Here is a 14,446-nt window from a genome sequence, read left to right as displayed (position 1 = left end):
GCCGGCGCTAGCGGCCGGGAAACGGCCCGCTGCGCCCGCGTAGCGCATCGCACAGCCCGCCGAGCATCATGCGCAGGTAGGCCGGGCGTGGCGCCACGAACAGCGCCGTGCCGATGAACTTGAGCACGAGTCGCGGCAGATCCTGCGCGATCCAGACCGCCGGCGTCTCCTCCCGCCCGTAGAGCAGCACGCGGTTGCGCATGATGTAGTAGAGCCGGATCGGCTTGTGGATCATCACGCCGCCCGGTTTGAGCCATGCGGCGCGCACGGTGTCGCCGATGCTGTGGCGCATGCGGGCATCGCAGATCCCGAAGAGGCCGAAGCCGCGATGGCGCGCACGGAAACACCATTCCAGGTCGACGTTGTCGATGAACAGCCGCTCGTCCATGCCGCCGATGCGCTCCAGCGTGTCCAGTCGCATCAGACTTCCCGACGAGATCAGGAAATCGCAGGGCACGCGCCGGCCCGGTCCGCCGAACAGCTTGCGACTGATCGGGAAGGCGATTTCGACGAAGGGCGCGACGTGGCCGTTGCGACGGTCGCTGAATTGCGGACCGACCGCCGCGACCGGTCGCGAAGCGGCGAGTTCCTCGTGGGCGAGTTTGAGTGTCGAGACCATCGATGGCTCCAGCAGGCTGTCCTGGTCGAGCAGCAGCAGGTAGGCGAAGCCGGCCGCCCGCGCGTGGTCGGCGGCCCGGTTCATGGCCGCGCCGAGACCGACGTTCGTCGGCGAGCGGACGACGCTCGCGCCATCGGATTCGGCTTGGGCCAGGAAAGCAGGAAGCGCCTCGACCGCCGTTGAGGCGGTGGCGTTGTCGAAGATCAGGACCCGGCCGACCTGGGGCGCGACGCTCTCGAGGACCTGACGCAGCACGTCGATCTGGGGCTGGTACGTGACGATCACCGCGAGGACGTCGTCGCAGCGAGGCGAGAGCGAAGACGCCGACGGCAGCGTCGCCGGCGCGGTGGACGGATGTGGATGGCTCATCGGCGCAACAGCAGGAGGTCGCTCAGGGCGGAGCGCGGGCCGTTGGAAAAGCGCGAATACCGGCCGCTCGCGTATTCGCGCAGCACTGCCGCCAGCCGAGCGGGCCAGCGCTCAGGTGGCGCGGCGCGGAAACGCGCATGGACGAGGCGGTCGCGCAGCATTTCCAGCGATGATTCCTTCAAGCGCAATGGGCTGGCTTCGGCCAGGTCCAGCAAAGTCTTCGTGCGTCGTACCGTACGTGTCATGAAGTCGAGGCGCGACGTGCCACTGCCGGTCACGCGCTCGACGAAGCCACGCCGACGCGCTCCCATCTGGTTGCCGCCGTGCTGCCGGTAGTCGATGGTCGACGATTCGAGGCAATCGACCGCCCCCATGAATGTCGCGATCATCGCGAGCCATTCGTCGTGGATCCACCCGTCGGGAACGGACAGGCCTCTCTCCAGCACCCGACGGCGAACCGCCATGGTTGCGCCGGTCACGACGTTGCGGCGCACGAGCACCTCGAAGGCGCGTCCGGCATGGATCGCATCGATCTCGTCGCGCTCGACTTCGAGCGCTTCGAACAGACTGCAGTGCATGTCGCTGCCTTGACCATCGACCAGCCGTGCATCGCTGTGCAGCATCATCAGGTCGGGTCGGCACTCGAACACCTTCAGAAATTGCTCGATCTTGTCGAGATGCCAGACATCGTCCTGGTCGCAGAGAAAGACGATGTCGCCCGTGGTCGCTTGCAAAGCTTGCTCGAAATTGGCGACGAAGCCGACGTTGACAGGGTTGCGACTCATCACGAGACGGATACCGGCGGCGCGGATGCGCGGCTCGAAGGCTTCAAGGAGTGCCCACGTACCGTCCGGCGACGCATCGTCGAAGACGACCATCTCCTGGGGCAATCGCGTTTGCGCGAGGACGCTATCGAGTTGCGTGCCGAGGTAAGACGCACCCTTGTAGGTGCACAGGGCGACCGAAACGGCAAGGAATTTCGATGGGCTCGTCTCAGACATGGGTGTCAGGACGGCCATCGTCTCGCGTGCGATTCAAATGCCACCGATAGCGCCAGAACGCACCCGACAGCCAGACCTTCACCAGACTGCTCACATGCCAGACCAGATGGCTGCGGCTCGAATGGCTGGCGCGCTGGGCGTCGTGCCGGGCCTGCAGGCCCTCGGCGACCTGCAGTCGCCAACCGGCCAGACGGGTGCGCGCGCAGATGTCGAAGTCCTCGCCATACATGAAGAAGCGTTCGTCGAAGCCTTCGATCTGGTGGTAGGCGGCACTGCGGAACAGCATGAAGAGACCGGGAATCCAGGCCGGCGCGGCCGGGGGCACGTAGGTCGCCCGCTTGCGTGCAAGGATCTCGAGCGGCGAGATTATCGCCCGGTGCGGCTCCGGCGCCGTCTTGCCCGGCTCCAGGATGCGCGGCGTCAGCAGGCCGCTGTCGGGCCGTGCCTGGGCGATCAGCGCGGCCAGCACGTCGCCGTCGAGCCGGATGTCGGGATTGAGCACCAGGAACCACGGCGTCGCGCACCGGCGGAACGCGGCGTTGTGGTTGGCGCCGAAACCCTTCGGTTTCGGGTTGTCGATGCGTTCGATCGGAAAGCGCGTCCGCAGGTCGGCGATGGCATCGTCCGACTCCGGGACGTTGACCGTCAGTACCACCTTCTCGACCGATCCGGCACTCCAGCGGTCGAGTTGGTCGAGCAGCGGACGAATCAGCGCGAGTTGTCCGTGGCTCACGATCGACACCGTGATGGGCCGTGGTGTCGGTGCCGTGGCAGCGGTGGGCGAGGAGAGGAGCGATTCGGATTCGCGCGCGGGGGAGGCGGTGGTGGGCATGGTCTAATTTCGCCGGGAATTCTAGGTTCCCGCTCCTCTCTTCCGTCTCTCCCCAATGATTGCCCTGATCGTCATCAGCTTCGTCGTGTCCGCGTTCGCCGTGCTGGTGTTCATGAGAAGGGCGCGTCGGCACGCACGGCGCTATGCGGCGGACATGCCGCAGCGCTTCCACAAGGGCCACGTGCCGCGGCTCGGCGGCGCCGGCATCTTCGTCGGCACCGGGACGGCATGGCTGGCGGCGGGATTGTTCGGCGATCCGTTCAACGTCGGCTGGCGGGCGTCGGCTTCGTCGCTGGTGCTGCTGTGCATGGCGCCGGCCGTCGTCGGCGGCATCGCCGAGGACGTGACGCAGCGCGTGCAGGTGCGCTGGCGGCTGGCGCTCACGCTGGGCTCGGCCCTGCTGCTGTGCTGGCTGCTGGGCCTGGGCGTGCATCGCACGGGCCTGGGTTTCGTCGACGCCGGGATGCGGGCCGTGCCGTTCGCGGGAGTGTTGTTGGCGGTGCTGGCCATCGGCGGGCTGCCGCACGCGTTCAACATCATCGACGGCTACAACGGCCTGGCGGGCACGGTGGCCGTGCTGGTGTGCCTGGCGATCTCGCACGTGGCGCTGCAGGTGGGCGACCGGCAGCTGGCGGCGATGGTGATCTGCCTGGTCGGCGCGACGATGGGCTTCCTGATGTGGAACTACCCGAGCGGGAAGATCTTCGCCGGCGACGGCGGCGCCTACGTGTGGGGCATGGTGATCGCGGTGTCCTGCGTGGCGCTGGTCCAGCGGCACTCGGCCGTCTCGCCGTGGTTCCCGATGCTGCTGCTGATCTATCCGGTGTGGGAGACGCTCTTCTCCATCTACCGCAAGCTCGCGCGCGGCCAGTCGCCGGGCACGGCCGACGCGCTGCATTTCCACCAGCTGATCTTCCGGCGCATCGTGCGCGTCGCCTTCACCGACGACGAGGCCCGTCAATTGCTCGCGCGCAACAACCGAACCTCGCCCTATCTCTGGATGTTCGCCGCGCTGTCGGTGGTGCCGGCGGTGCTGTTCTGGCGCAACACGCTGGCGCTCATGCTGTGCTGCCTCCTCTTCATCACGACCTACGTGCTGGCCTACCTGATGATCGTCCGCTTCAAGGTGCCGCGCTGGCTGCGGCCCTGATCCCCGGGCACTCCCTCGCTTCCTCTGCCCGTACCCGCCCGATGTCCCTGCGCCGCAACATCCTGTGGAACCTCGCCGGCGCCGGGCTGCCTCTGCTCGCGGGCGCCGCGTTCATCCCCTACCTGCTGCGCGAAGCCGGCGTCGAGATCTTTGGCATCCTGACGCTGGTCTGGGCCCTGATCGGCTACTTCAGCCTGTTCGACTTCGGTCTCGGCCGCGCGCTGACCCAGCAGGTGGCGCAGCGGCTGGGCGTCGGGTCGGTCGGCGAGGTACCGGCGCTGGTCAAGGGCGGGTTGGGCCTCACGCTGGCCACCGGACTGGCCGGTGGCGTGCTGCTCGCCGCTTTCTCGCATCCGCTCGCCGTCCATTGGCTGAGCGTGTCCGAGGGGCTGCAGCACGACGTCTGGTTCGCCCTGCTGATCGCGGCGGTCAGCGTGCCGGTGACCACCGTCACGGTCGGCCTGCGCGGCGTGCTGGAGGCCTACGAGGACTTCCGCGACGTCAACCTGCTGCGCATGCTGCTGGGGCTGGCCAACTTCGGCCTGCCGGCGCTCAGCGTCTGGTGTTTCGGTCCGTCGCTGGTGCCGATGGTGGCGGGTCTGATGGTGGTGCGGCTGGTGTTCTGCCTGGCGCACTGGATGCTGGTGCGGCGCCGGCTGCCCGGCGGCTTCGGCACGGCGGCGCTCCACGGGGTCGACCTGCGCCGCCTGCTGACCTTCGGTGCCTGGATGACGGTGTCGAACATCGTCAGCCCGCTGATGGTGACGGGCGACCGCTTCGTCATCTCGGCCGTGCTGGGTGCCGCCGTGGTGGCCTACTACACGGTGCCCTCGGAAGTGATGGCGCGCGTGCTCATCCTGCCCGCCGCGCTCACCGGGGCGCTGTTCCCACGGCTGGCCTCGCTCATGACCGCCACCGACCTCGGCGCCGCGCGCCGCCTCTACCGGCAGTGCATCGCCGTGGTCGCCGCGGCGCTGCTGCCGCTGTGCCTGGCGCTGGGACTGGGCGCGCACTGGGGGCTGTCGCACTGGCTGGGCGCGGATTTCGCCGACCGGTCGGCGCCGGTGGTCAGCTTCCTGGCGCTGGGCCTGCTGCTCAACGGCATCGCCTTCGTGCCGTTCGCGGCGGTGCAGGCCGCCGGGCTCGCGCGCGTCACGGCGCAGTTGCACGTGATCGAGGCGCTGATCTACTTTCCGCTGCTCTGGCTGGGGATGAGCCAGTTCGGGCTGATCGGCGCCGCCATGGCCTGGAGTCTGCGTGTCGGCATCGACCTCGTGCTGCTGCTGATCGTGGCCCAGCGGCGGATCTTCCGGCGAGTTCCGTCATCGTCCGTGCTGCACAATTTGCCCTCCTTCGAACCGGAGTCTCCATGACCGTCACCGCGAGCGATCCCGTGCTCAACATCCCCCCCCGCGACAAGGCCGAGATCCTGGCCCAGGCACTGCCCTATATCCGCAAGTTCCACGGCAAGACCATCGTCATCAAGTACGGCGGCAACGCCATGACCGATCCGGCCCTGCAAGCCGATTTCGCCGAGGACGTGGTGCTGCTCAAGCTGGTGGGCATGAATCCGGTGGTGGTGCACGGCGGTGGCCCGCAGATCGAGGCGGCGCTCAACCGGCTGGGCAAGAAGGGCAGCTTCATCCAGGGCATGCGCGTGACCGACGCCGAGACCATGGAGGTCGTCGAGTGGGTGCTCGCCGGCGAGGTGCAGCAGGACATCGTCGGCCTCATCAACCAGGCCGGCGGCAAGGCCGTGGGCCTGACCGGGCGCGACGGCGGCCTGATCCGCGCGCAGAAGCTCAAGCTGGCCGACCGCGCCGATCCGAGCCTGCTGCACGACGTCGGCCAGGTCGGCGACATCGTCTCGATCGATCCGAGCGTGGTCAAGGCGCTGCAGGACGATGCCTTCATCCCGGTCATCAGCCCGATCGGCTTCGGCGAGGAGAACGAGAGCTACAACATCAACGCCGACGTGGTGGCCGGCAAGCTCGCCACCGTGCTCAAGGCGGAAAAACTGATGCTGCTGACCAACACGCCCGGCGTGCTGGACAAGGCCGGCACGCTGCTGACCAACCTGAGCGCACGCGAGATCGACGAGCTGTTCGCCGACGGCACCATCTCCGGCGGCATGCTGCCCAAGATCGAGGGCGCGCTCGACGCGGCCAAGAGCGGCGTGAACGCCGTCCACATCATCGACGGCCGCGTGCCGCACGCGATGCTGCTGGAGATCCTGACCGATCAGGCGTACGGCACCATGATCCGAGCCAGATAGGCTCGCCCCCAGGCTTCGCGCACTGCGTGTCGCTTCGCCAACCCCCACCGGGGGCACATCCTGCGGCCCGGCGAAGCCGGTTCCTCGGATGTCCTGGCGCAGTCGGCCTGCTTCGCGGCCTCGACTCCACGGTCCGGGCGCTCGTGCGATCGCTGACCAGTCCCGTTCATTCGTAGCCGCGCGGGTTGCCCTGTTGCCAGCGCCAGCTGTCGGCGCACATCTGGTCGAGGCTGCGGCGGGCGCGCCAGCCGAGGGTGGATTCGGCGAGGGCCGGGTCGCCCCAGTAGGCCGGCACGTCGCCGGCGCGGCGCGGGCCGATGTCGTAGGCGATGCGCTGGCCGCTGGCGCGTTCGAAGGCCTTGACGACGTCGAGCACCGAGGCGCCGGTGCCGGTGCCCAGGTTCAGCGTGACCAGGCCGGGCGCTTTCTCGGTGTGGCGCAGCGCCGCGACGTGGCCCTCGGCCAGGTCCATGACGTGCACGTAGTCGCGCACGCCGGTGCCGTCGGGCGTCGGGTAGTCGCCGCCGTGGACCGCCAGCTTCTCGCGCAGGCCCACCGCGACCTGGCTGACGAAGGGCATCAGGTTGTTGGGCTTGCCGTGGGGGTGCTCGCCGATCAGGCCGCTCTCGTGCGCGCCGACCGGGTTGAAGTAGCGCAGCAGGGCGATGCGCCAGTCCGGCTGCGCGATCTGCAGGTCGCGCAATGACTCTTCCACCATGTACTTGGAGCGGCCGTACGGGCTCGCCGGACGGCAGGGCGCGCCTTCGGGGATCGGCGAGCTATCGGGCTCGCCGTACACCGTGGCGGAGGACGAGAAGATCAGCGTCTTCACGCCCGCGGCCTGCATCGCCTCGGCCAGCACCCAGCTGCCGTGGACGTTGTTCTGGTAGTAGGCCATCGGCTCGGCCACCGAGTCGCCCACCGCCTTCAGGCCGGCGAAATGGATCACGCCGGCGATCTCGTGCCGGGCGAACACCCGGTCGAGCAGGGCACGGTCGCGCACGTCGCCCTCGATGAAGTCGGGCGCGGTGCCGCTGATGCGCGCCAGGCGCTCAAGCACCCGCAGGTCGCTGTTGCCTAGGTTGTCCAGGATGAGCGGCGTGTAACCGGCCTCGGCCAGGGCCACGCAGGTGTGGCTGCCGATGAATCCCGCGCCGCCCGTCACCAGGATGCAATTGCCCATGTCGTTTCCCTCGTTCGATTCGTGAAGTGAGCATCTATTCTCACGCAGAGGCCTTTTCCACCGTGCTTTGCTCGTGCCGAGAAGTGCCGCATGCGAGAATTAATTTTTTACATTCGTATACACGCAATGACAATTGAAGAGAACATGGCAGTCCTCGTCCCGGGCGCCACCGTGTCGTCAGGCGCCGTTGCGCTGCTGACGCGAAGGCGTCCCAAGCCTGGCGAGCGCCGCGTGCAGATCATGCAGACGCTGGCCGCGATGCTGGAACGCCCGGGCGGCGAGCGCGTGACGACCGCCGCGCTGGCGGCCGAACTGGACGTGAGCGAAGCGGCGCTCTACCGCCATTTCGCCAGCAAGGCGCAGATGCTCGAAGGGCTGATCGAATTCATCGAGCAGAGCGTCTTCGTGGGCGTCGACGAGATCCTGGCGCGCGAAGCGTCGCCCGGCGACCGTGCGGCGCGCATCGTCACCACGCTGATGCAGTTCGCCGAGAAGAACGCGGGCATGGCGCGCGTGATGGTGGGCGATGCGCTCGTCTACGAGAACGAACGGCTGCAGAACCGCATGAACCAGTTCTTCGACCGCATCGAGTCGACCCTGGGCAAGGCCCTGCAGGATGATGCGGCCGAAAGCGGCATGCCCCTGAGCGCGCTCGATGCCCAGGTGCGCTCGGGCGTGCTGACCTCCTTCGTCGCCGGTCGGCTGCAGCGCTTCACGCGCTCGGGATTCAAGCGGCTGCCGACCGAACACCTCGAGCTGGCACTCGAAAGGCTCGTCTGACCCCCGATCTCCGCGCACCTCGTGTCGCTTCGCCAACCCCCTTGCACGGAGCGACACCAGGGGCCCGGCGGAGCCGGTTCCCCGGTATCTCCGGAATTCCGACAGGCCGTCTCGACGGTCGGGGCGTGACTTCCGTCAAGCCGTGACGCTCACCCCCACCTTCGCGCCGGCCGCGACGATCTCGGTCCAGGTCGCGTCGTCGAGTTCGATGCCGGCCTGCGCGCGGGCCTGGCGCGCGGCGCGTTCGGGTTCGCCGGCGATGCGCACGGCCTCGTGGCCCTCGCCGGGCGGGCTGCGGCGCAGCCAGTCGACGAAGGCCGTGGCCTCCTGCGCGAAGGCGGCCTGCGTGCCCAGGCGCGCCGGGTCGATCAGCACCGTCAGCATGCCGTTGTAGACCGAGCGCGCGGCGTCGGCCGGGCGGTGCCAGGTGCCGCCGCCGGTGAGCGCGCCGCCGAGCAGTTCGCAGGCCACGGCCATGCCGTAGCCCTTGTGCTCGCCGAAGGTCATCAACGCGCCGAACAGGCCGCTGCCCGGTGGCGAGGCGTCGTCGCCGGCATCGGCCGGGTCGCGCTGCGGCACCACGACCACGCCGGGGTCGTCGGTCGGCCGGCCGCGCTCGTCGATCAGGTAGCCCGGCGGCACGCGCTCGCCCTTGTTGTAGGCCACGCGCATCTTGCCCTGCGCGACGCGGCTGGTCGCGAAGTCCAGCACGAAAGGCTCCGCGCCCGCCAGCGGCACCCCGATGCAGCACGGGTTGGTGCCGAAGCGTCCGTCGCCGCCGCCCCAGGGCGCCACCACCGGACGCGAGAGCACGTTGACGAAGTGCATCGACACCAGCCCCTGCGCCGTCGCCATCTCGGCGAAGTGGCCGATGCGTCCCAGGTGGTGCGCCTGCGCCAGCGTGAAGATGCAGCTGCCGTGCGCGCGCGCCCGCGCGATGCCCAGTTCCATCGCCTGCACGCCGACGATCTGTCCGTAGCCGCGCCGGCCGTCCAGCGCCAGCAGCGTGCCGATGTCCAGCGTCACCGCCGCCGACGCGCCGGGCACCAGCCCGCCCTCGGCCACCGCGTCCACGTAGCGCGGCAGCATGCCCACCCCGTGCGAGTCGTGCCCGCTCAGGTTGGCCAGCACGAGGTTGTCGGCCACCTGCGCCGCCTCTCCGGCCGAACTGCCCGCCGCCTCCAGAATGCCCGCGCAATGCGCCCGCAACACCGAAGCCTGAAAAATCCGTGACATCGAAACCTCCGTCGATCAAAACCCAGTAAACAAACCACAGCCTCAACACGCCCACCCTAGCCAATCGCCCAGGGCCCGCGCAGCGCGGCCCCTTCGCGGACACCGCGGAACCGGCTTCGCCGGGCCGCCGGTGTCGCCCCCGGTAGGGGGGTGGCGAAGCGACACGAAGTGCGCGAAGCCTGGGGGCGAGCTCACATGGTCGCGCCGATCTGCCACGGCACGAACTCGCTCTGGCCGTAGCCGTGCCGCTCGCTCTTGGACGGCTCGCCCGAGGCGGTCGCCAGCACCAACTGGAAGATGCGCTCGCCCATGGCCTGGATCGACACCGTGCCGTCGACGATCTCGCCGCAGTTGATGTCCATGTCCTCCTCCTGCCGGCGCCACAGCGCGGAGTTGGTGGCCAGCTTGAGCGAGGGCGAGGGCGCGCAGCCGTACGCCGAGCCGCGCCCCGTGGTGAAGCAGATGAGGTTGGCGCCGCCGGCGACCTGGCCCGTGGCGCTGACCGGGTCGTAGCCCGGCGTGTCCATGAAGACGAAGCCGTGCGCGGTCACGGGCTCGGCGTACTCGTACACCGCCTCCAGGTTGCCGGTGCCGCCCTTGGCGACGGCGCCGAGCGACTTCTCCAGGATGGTCGTCAGGCCGCCGGCCTTGTTGCCGGGCGAGGGGTTGTTGTTCATCTCGCCCTGGTTGAGGGCGGTGTAGCGTTCCCACCACCGGATGCGCTCGACCAGCTTCTCGCCCACCTCGCGGCGCACCGCGCGCTGCGTCAGCAGGTGCTCGGCGCCGTAGACCTCGGGCGTCTCGCTCAGGATGGCCGTGCCGCCGTGCGCCACCAGCAGGTCGACCGCCGCGCCCAGCGCCGGGTTGGCGCTGATGCCCGAATAGCCGTCCGAGCCGCCGCACTGCAGCCCGATGGTGAGGTGCGCCGCGCTGCACGGCTCGCGCACGATCGCGTTGGCGCGCGGCAGCATCTCTTCGATCAACGCCACGCCCTTGTCCACCGTCCTGCGCGTGCCGCCGGTGTCCTGGATGTTGAAGGTGCGGAAGTTCTCGCCCTCGGCGAGGTTGCCGGTGGCCAGCCAGGCGTTGATCTGGTTGGCCTCGCAGCCCAGGCCGACGACCAGCACGGCGGCGAAGTTGGCGTGCGTCGCGTAGCCCGTGAGCGTGCGTTCCAGCACCCGCATGCCCAGACCCTCGGTGTCCATGCCGCAGCCCGTGCCGTGCGTGAGCGCGACGACGCCGTCGACGTTCGGGTAGGCGGCCAGCGCGGCCGGGTTGGTGCGGCGCGAGAAGTGGTCGGCGATGGCGCGTGCCGCCGTCGCCGAGCAGTTCACGCTGGTCAGCACGCCGATGTAGTTGCGCGTGGCCACGCGGCCGTCGGCGCGGCGGATGCCCATGAAGGTCGCCTCGCGCTTCGCCGGGGCCGGCTTGACGTCGCTGCCGAAGGCGTAATCGCGCGCGAAGTCGCCCTTGTCCGGGCCCATGTCGAGGTTGTGCGTGTGCACGTGCTCGCCCGGGGCGATCGGCTGGCTGGCGAAGCCGATGATCTGGTTGTAGCGGCGCACCGGCTCGCCCGGCGCGATGGCGCGCATGGCGACCTTGTGGCCCGGCGGGATCAGGCCGCGGCTGGTGACGTGCTCGACGGGCGTGCCGCCCACGAGCTGCGCGCGCGCGATCACGACGTCGTCGGCGGGATGGAGTCGGATGAAGGGGGTGGTCATCGGGGGTCTTCCTTGTTCCGGGCGGGGCGGCCCGATGGGCGCCCGCCGCGTCGTTCTCACTGCATGAGCCGGGGCAGCCACAGCACGGTGGCCGGCCAGTAGGTGATCAGCGCCAGGCTCAGCAGCAGCGGCACCAACCACGGCAGGATCGCCATGGTGGTGCGCTCCAGGCTCAGGTTGGCGATGCGCGCGAGCACGAACAGCACCATGCCCATGGGCGGATGCAGCACGCCGATCATCAGGTTGAGCACCATCACCACGCCGAAGTGGACCGGGTCGATGCCCAGCTGGTTGGAGATCGGCAGCAGGATCGGCACGAGGATGGTGATGGCCGCCGTGGTCTCCAGGAAGCAGCCGACGAACAGCATCAGCAGGTTGGCCAGCAGCAGGAACACCCAGGGTTCCTTGGTGAAGTTCAGCACCCAGGCGGCGATGTCCGCCGTGACGCCGGTGGCCGTCAGCATCCAGCCGAAGATCGAGGCGGCCGCGACGATGAAGAGCACCGTGGCGGTCGATTCCACCGTCTCCAGGCAGACCTTGACGAACATCTTCCACTTGAGCGTGCGGTACCAGAAGAAGCCCAGCACCATCGCCCACACGCAGGCGGCGATGGCGCCCTCGGTGGCGGTGAACAGGCCGGTGGCCATGCCGCCGATGAGCAGCACGGGCGTCATGATCGGCAGCACGGCCTCGAACCTGAACACCTTGTCGGCCACGAACAGCACGACCAGGGCCACCGCCACGGCCGGCTGCGCCGGCACGCCCAGCCGGTCGACCGCGAACCACAGCGCGGCGGGCCAGACGCACACCACCAGCAGCTCGACCAGGGCCTTCATGAGGCGCGGCCACTGGAACTTGACGTCCGCGCCCCAGCCGTTCTTGTGGGCGTAGTAGGCCACCGTGAGCATCATCAGCAGCGTCATGATCGCGCCGGGCAGGATGCCGGCGATGAACAGCGCGCCGACCGACACGTTGGCCATCATCCCGTAGATCACGAAGGGCAGGCTCGGCGGGATGATCGGCCCCAGCGTGGCCGAGGCCGCCGTCACGCCGACGGCGAACTCGGTCGAGTAGCCGTGCTCCTTCATGGCCTTGATCTCGATCGTGCCCAGCCCGGCGGCGTCGGCGATGGCCGTGCCGCTCATGCCCGAGAAGATCACCGAGCCCAGGATGTTCACGTGCCCCAGCCCGCCCTTGAGCCAGCCGACCAGGGCGAGGGCGAAGTTGTAGATGCGGTTGGTGATGCCGGCGTTGTTCATCAGGTTGCCCGCCAGGATGAAGAACGGCACCGCCAGCAGCGGGAAGCTGTCCACGCCGCTGACCATGCGGTGGATGACGACGAAGCCCGGCAGGTTGCCCGACCACCAGATGTAGACCAGCGAGGCGCCGGCCATCGCCACGGCGACCGGGATGCCGGCGCTCATGAACAGGAGGAATGCGATCTTGAGCATGAGGGTGCGTTTCCGTCCGGCCGCCTCAGCGGTCCTGCATGGTGGATTCGGGCCGCTCCAGCGCGCAGTAGCCGCGCCGCCAGTGCACCACGCTGACCTGGATCGAGCGCCCCAGCATCGCCACGAAGCCGAACAGGCACACGGCGTAGACCACGTTCATCGGCAGGTCGACGATCGTCATGCTGGCGTTGTTGCCGATGCGGATCATCATCTGCACCGTCATCACCACCGCCGCGGCGAAGAAGCCGGTGCGCAGCACGTCCACCGCCACGCCCAGCGCGCGGCCGACGGACGGCGGCATGTGGCGGTAGAAGAAGTCGACCTGGATGTGGTTGTTCTTGGCCACGCCGATGGCCGCGCCCACGAACACCACCCCTACCAGCAGGTAGCGTGCGATCTCCTCGGTCCAGGCGGCCGAGTCGTTCAGCACGTAGCGCGTCACGAACTGGTAGAGCACCGTCGCGCCCAGCAGCCAGAAGATGCCCAGCGCGATCCAGGCCTCGAAGGTTGTCCCCGACAGGTCGACCGCCTCGTCGACCGCATGGAACTCACCGTCGTCGCCGACGAGTTTGTCGCTCATGAAAATATCTCCGTTCTTCTTGTTCGAGAACACCGTGGCACCGGCTTTGCCGGGCCGCTGGTGTTGCCCCCGGTCGGGGGGTGGGCGTCGCGACGCGACGTGCGCGCAGCCTGGGGGCGAGTCCTTATTTGATCGCCGTGATGCGGTCGTAATCTTGTTGGCGGTAGCCGTGGTCGGTCGGCTTGGTGTTCTTCAGCACCGCGTCGCGGAAGGCGTTCTTGTCGACGGTGATGATGTTGTTGCCGCGCTTCCTGAACTCCTCCACCAGGCGCGTCTCCGAGGCGATGATCTCGCGCCCGGTCTTCTCGGCGGCCTCCTCCATCACCTCCGCGAACATCTTCTTCTCGTCGGCCGACAGGCGGCCCCAGAGCTGGCCCGAGACCACGGTGAGCAGCGAATCCACGATGTGGCCGGTCAGTGAAATGTTCTTCTGCACCTCGAAGAACTTCTTCGCCTCGATGGTGGGCAACGGGTTCTCCTGCGCGTCGACCGTGCCGCTCTGCAGCGCCAGGTAGACCTCGGCGAAGGCGATGGGCGTGGCGTTGGCGCCCAGCGCCTTCGGGAACGCCAGGTAGGCCGGCGCGTCGGGCACGCGGATCTTCAGGCCCTTCATGTCCTCGGGCTTGGCCACCGGGCGCGCCGCGCTCGAGGTGACGTGGCGCGCGCCGTAGTAGCTCAGCGCCGTGATGTGGTTGCCGGTCTTGTCGTCGTAGCCCTTGGCGAGCTCGCGGAAGACGTCGCTCTTGGCGTACTTCAGCTGGTGCTCGGCGTCGCGGAAGATGAACGGGAAGTAGGAGATCGACAGCGGCGTGTAGCTGCGGCCGGCGAAGCTCGCGCCGGTCAGCACGATGTCGACCGTGCCCAGGGTCAGGCCCTGGTTGATGTCGGCCTCCTTGCCCAGGCTGGAAGCCGGGAACACCTGGATGTCGTACTTGCCGTTGCTGCGCTTCTTGATCTCCTCGGCGGCCCAGACCGAATACTTGTGGAACGGCTCGGAGGTCTCGTAGACGTGCGCCCACTTGAGCTTGGCCTGCGCCCGCGCGGTGCCGGGCACGCCCAGCGTGGCGATGACCGCGGCCGCCAGCGTGGCGGTCATGAGGCCCTGCAGCAGCAGCCGCCGGCGCGCGGGCGCGGCGTGGCGGAGGGCGGTGCGGGCCGGGCCGTGATGGCGTGTCGTCGTCGAGTCGTTCATCGGTGTGTCTCCGTCGGTGGTCTTGTGAATGAAAGGAACGTCGGAACGGGAAAGGCA

At 68.7% G+C, this 14,446-nt stretch carries 13 protein-coding genes; 4 read left to right on the top strand and 9 right to left on the bottom strand.

Features of this window, described 5'->3' with window-relative positions; translation table 11 throughout:
• Positions 1-7 precede the first annotated feature (7 nt).
• The 3 genes from ABID77_RS09860 to ABID77_RS09850 are packed head-to-tail and all read right to left on the bottom strand — an operon-like array spanning position 8 to position 2,821.
• Positions 8-988, bottom strand: a complete 981-nt coding sequence (locus ABID77_RS09860; protein ID WP_429594453.1) for a glycosyltransferase family 2 protein — start codon at positions 986-988, stop codon at positions 8-10.
• Complete coding sequence (locus ABID77_RS09855; protein WP_429594451.1) at positions 985-1,989, bottom strand: glycosyltransferase family 2 protein; 1,005 nt, start codon at positions 1,987-1,989, stop codon at positions 985-987. The genes ABID77_RS09860 and ABID77_RS09855 overlap by 4 nt, the downstream gene beginning before the upstream one ends.
• On the bottom strand, positions 1,982-2,821 hold the full coding sequence (locus ABID77_RS09850; protein WP_429594448.1) for a glycosyltransferase family 2 protein: 840 nt from the start codon (positions 2,819-2,821) through the stop codon (positions 1,982-1,984). Before ABID77_RS09850 ends, ABID77_RS09855 begins: the two co-directional genes overlap by 8 nt.
• 55 nt (positions 2,822-2,876) lie before the next feature.
• On the opposite strand from ABID77_RS09850, the gene ABID77_RS09845 reads away from it, so the two are divergent.
• The 3 genes from ABID77_RS09845 to argB are packed head-to-tail and all read left to right on the top strand — an operon-like array spanning position 2,877 to position 6,246.
• Positions 2,877-3,971, top strand: coding sequence for a glycosyltransferase family 4 protein (locus tag ABID77_RS09845; protein WP_429594445.1), 1,095 nt, complete (start codon positions 2,877-2,879; stop codon positions 3,969-3,971).
• Between the two features lie 41 nt (positions 3,972-4,012).
• The gene (locus ABID77_RS09840) at positions 4,013-5,344 is read left to right on the top strand and encodes a flippase (RefSeq protein ID WP_429594442.1); all 1,332 of its coding nucleotides are present in this window, start codon (positions 4,013-4,015) and stop codon (positions 5,342-5,344) included.
• Positions 5,341-6,246, top strand: a complete 906-nt coding sequence (argB, locus tag ABID77_RS09835; protein WP_429594439.1) for an acetylglutamate kinase — start codon at positions 5,341-5,343, stop codon at positions 6,244-6,246. The genes ABID77_RS09840 and argB overlap by 4 nt, the downstream gene beginning before the upstream one ends.
• A 166-nt stretch (positions 6,247-6,412) precedes the next feature.
• Here the strand turns inward: argB and galE are convergent, their stop codons facing one another.
• On the bottom strand, positions 6,413-7,429 hold the full coding sequence (gene galE, locus ABID77_RS09830; RefSeq protein ID WP_429594436.1) for a UDP-glucose 4-epimerase GalE: 1,017 nt from the start codon (positions 7,427-7,429) through the stop codon (positions 6,413-6,415).
• Between the two features lie 144 nt (positions 7,430-7,573).
• Here galE and slmA point away from each other — a divergent pair, with 144 nt between their 5' ends.
• Positions 7,574-8,209 carry a nucleoid occlusion factor SlmA gene (gene slmA, locus ABID77_RS09825; RefSeq protein ID WP_429594434.1) on the top strand — a complete coding sequence of 212 codons (636 nt, stop codon included), beginning with the start codon at positions 7,574-7,576 and terminating at the stop codon, positions 8,207-8,209.
• A gap of 135 nt (positions 8,210-8,344) precedes the next feature.
• Here slmA and ABID77_RS09820 read toward each other — a convergent pair whose 3' ends face one another.
• The 5 genes from ABID77_RS09820 to ABID77_RS09800 all read right to left on the bottom strand — a co-directional run bounded on the left by ABID77_RS09820 (position 8,345) and on the right by ABID77_RS09800 (position 14,293).
• Complete coding sequence (locus tag ABID77_RS09820) at positions 8,345-9,445, bottom strand: malate/lactate/ureidoglycolate dehydrogenase (protein ID WP_429594431.1); 1,101 nt, start codon at positions 9,443-9,445, stop codon at positions 8,345-8,347.
• Between the two features lie 191 nt (positions 9,446-9,636).
• A complete protein-coding gene (locus ABID77_RS09815; RefSeq protein WP_429594428.1) occupies positions 9,637-11,166 on the bottom strand; it encodes a UxaA family hydrolase in 1,530 nt (509 codons plus the stop codon).
• A 56-nt stretch (positions 11,167-11,222) separates the two neighbouring features.
• A complete protein-coding gene (locus tag ABID77_RS09810; RefSeq protein WP_429594425.1) occupies positions 11,223-12,617 on the bottom strand; it encodes a TRAP transporter large permease in 1,395 nt (464 codons plus the stop codon).
• A gap of 25 nt (positions 12,618-12,642) precedes the next feature.
• Complete coding sequence (locus ABID77_RS09805) at positions 12,643-13,197, bottom strand: TRAP transporter small permease (protein WP_429594422.1); 555 nt, start codon at positions 13,195-13,197, stop codon at positions 12,643-12,645.
• A 124-nt stretch (positions 13,198-13,321) separates the two neighbouring features.
• Complete coding sequence (locus ABID77_RS09800) at positions 13,322-14,293, bottom strand: sialic acid TRAP transporter substrate-binding protein SiaP (RefSeq protein WP_429594793.1); 972 nt, start codon at positions 14,291-14,293, stop codon at positions 13,322-13,324.
• Positions 14,294-14,446 lie beyond the last annotated feature (153 nt).

Source organism: Variovorax sp. PvP013 (assembly GCF_050435945.1).
GTDB lineage: Bacteria > Pseudomonadota > Gammaproteobacteria > Burkholderiales > Burkholderiaceae_C > Variovorax.
Note: the sequence above shows the minus strand (reverse complement) of the source record. Positions and strands in the feature narration are given on the sequence as shown.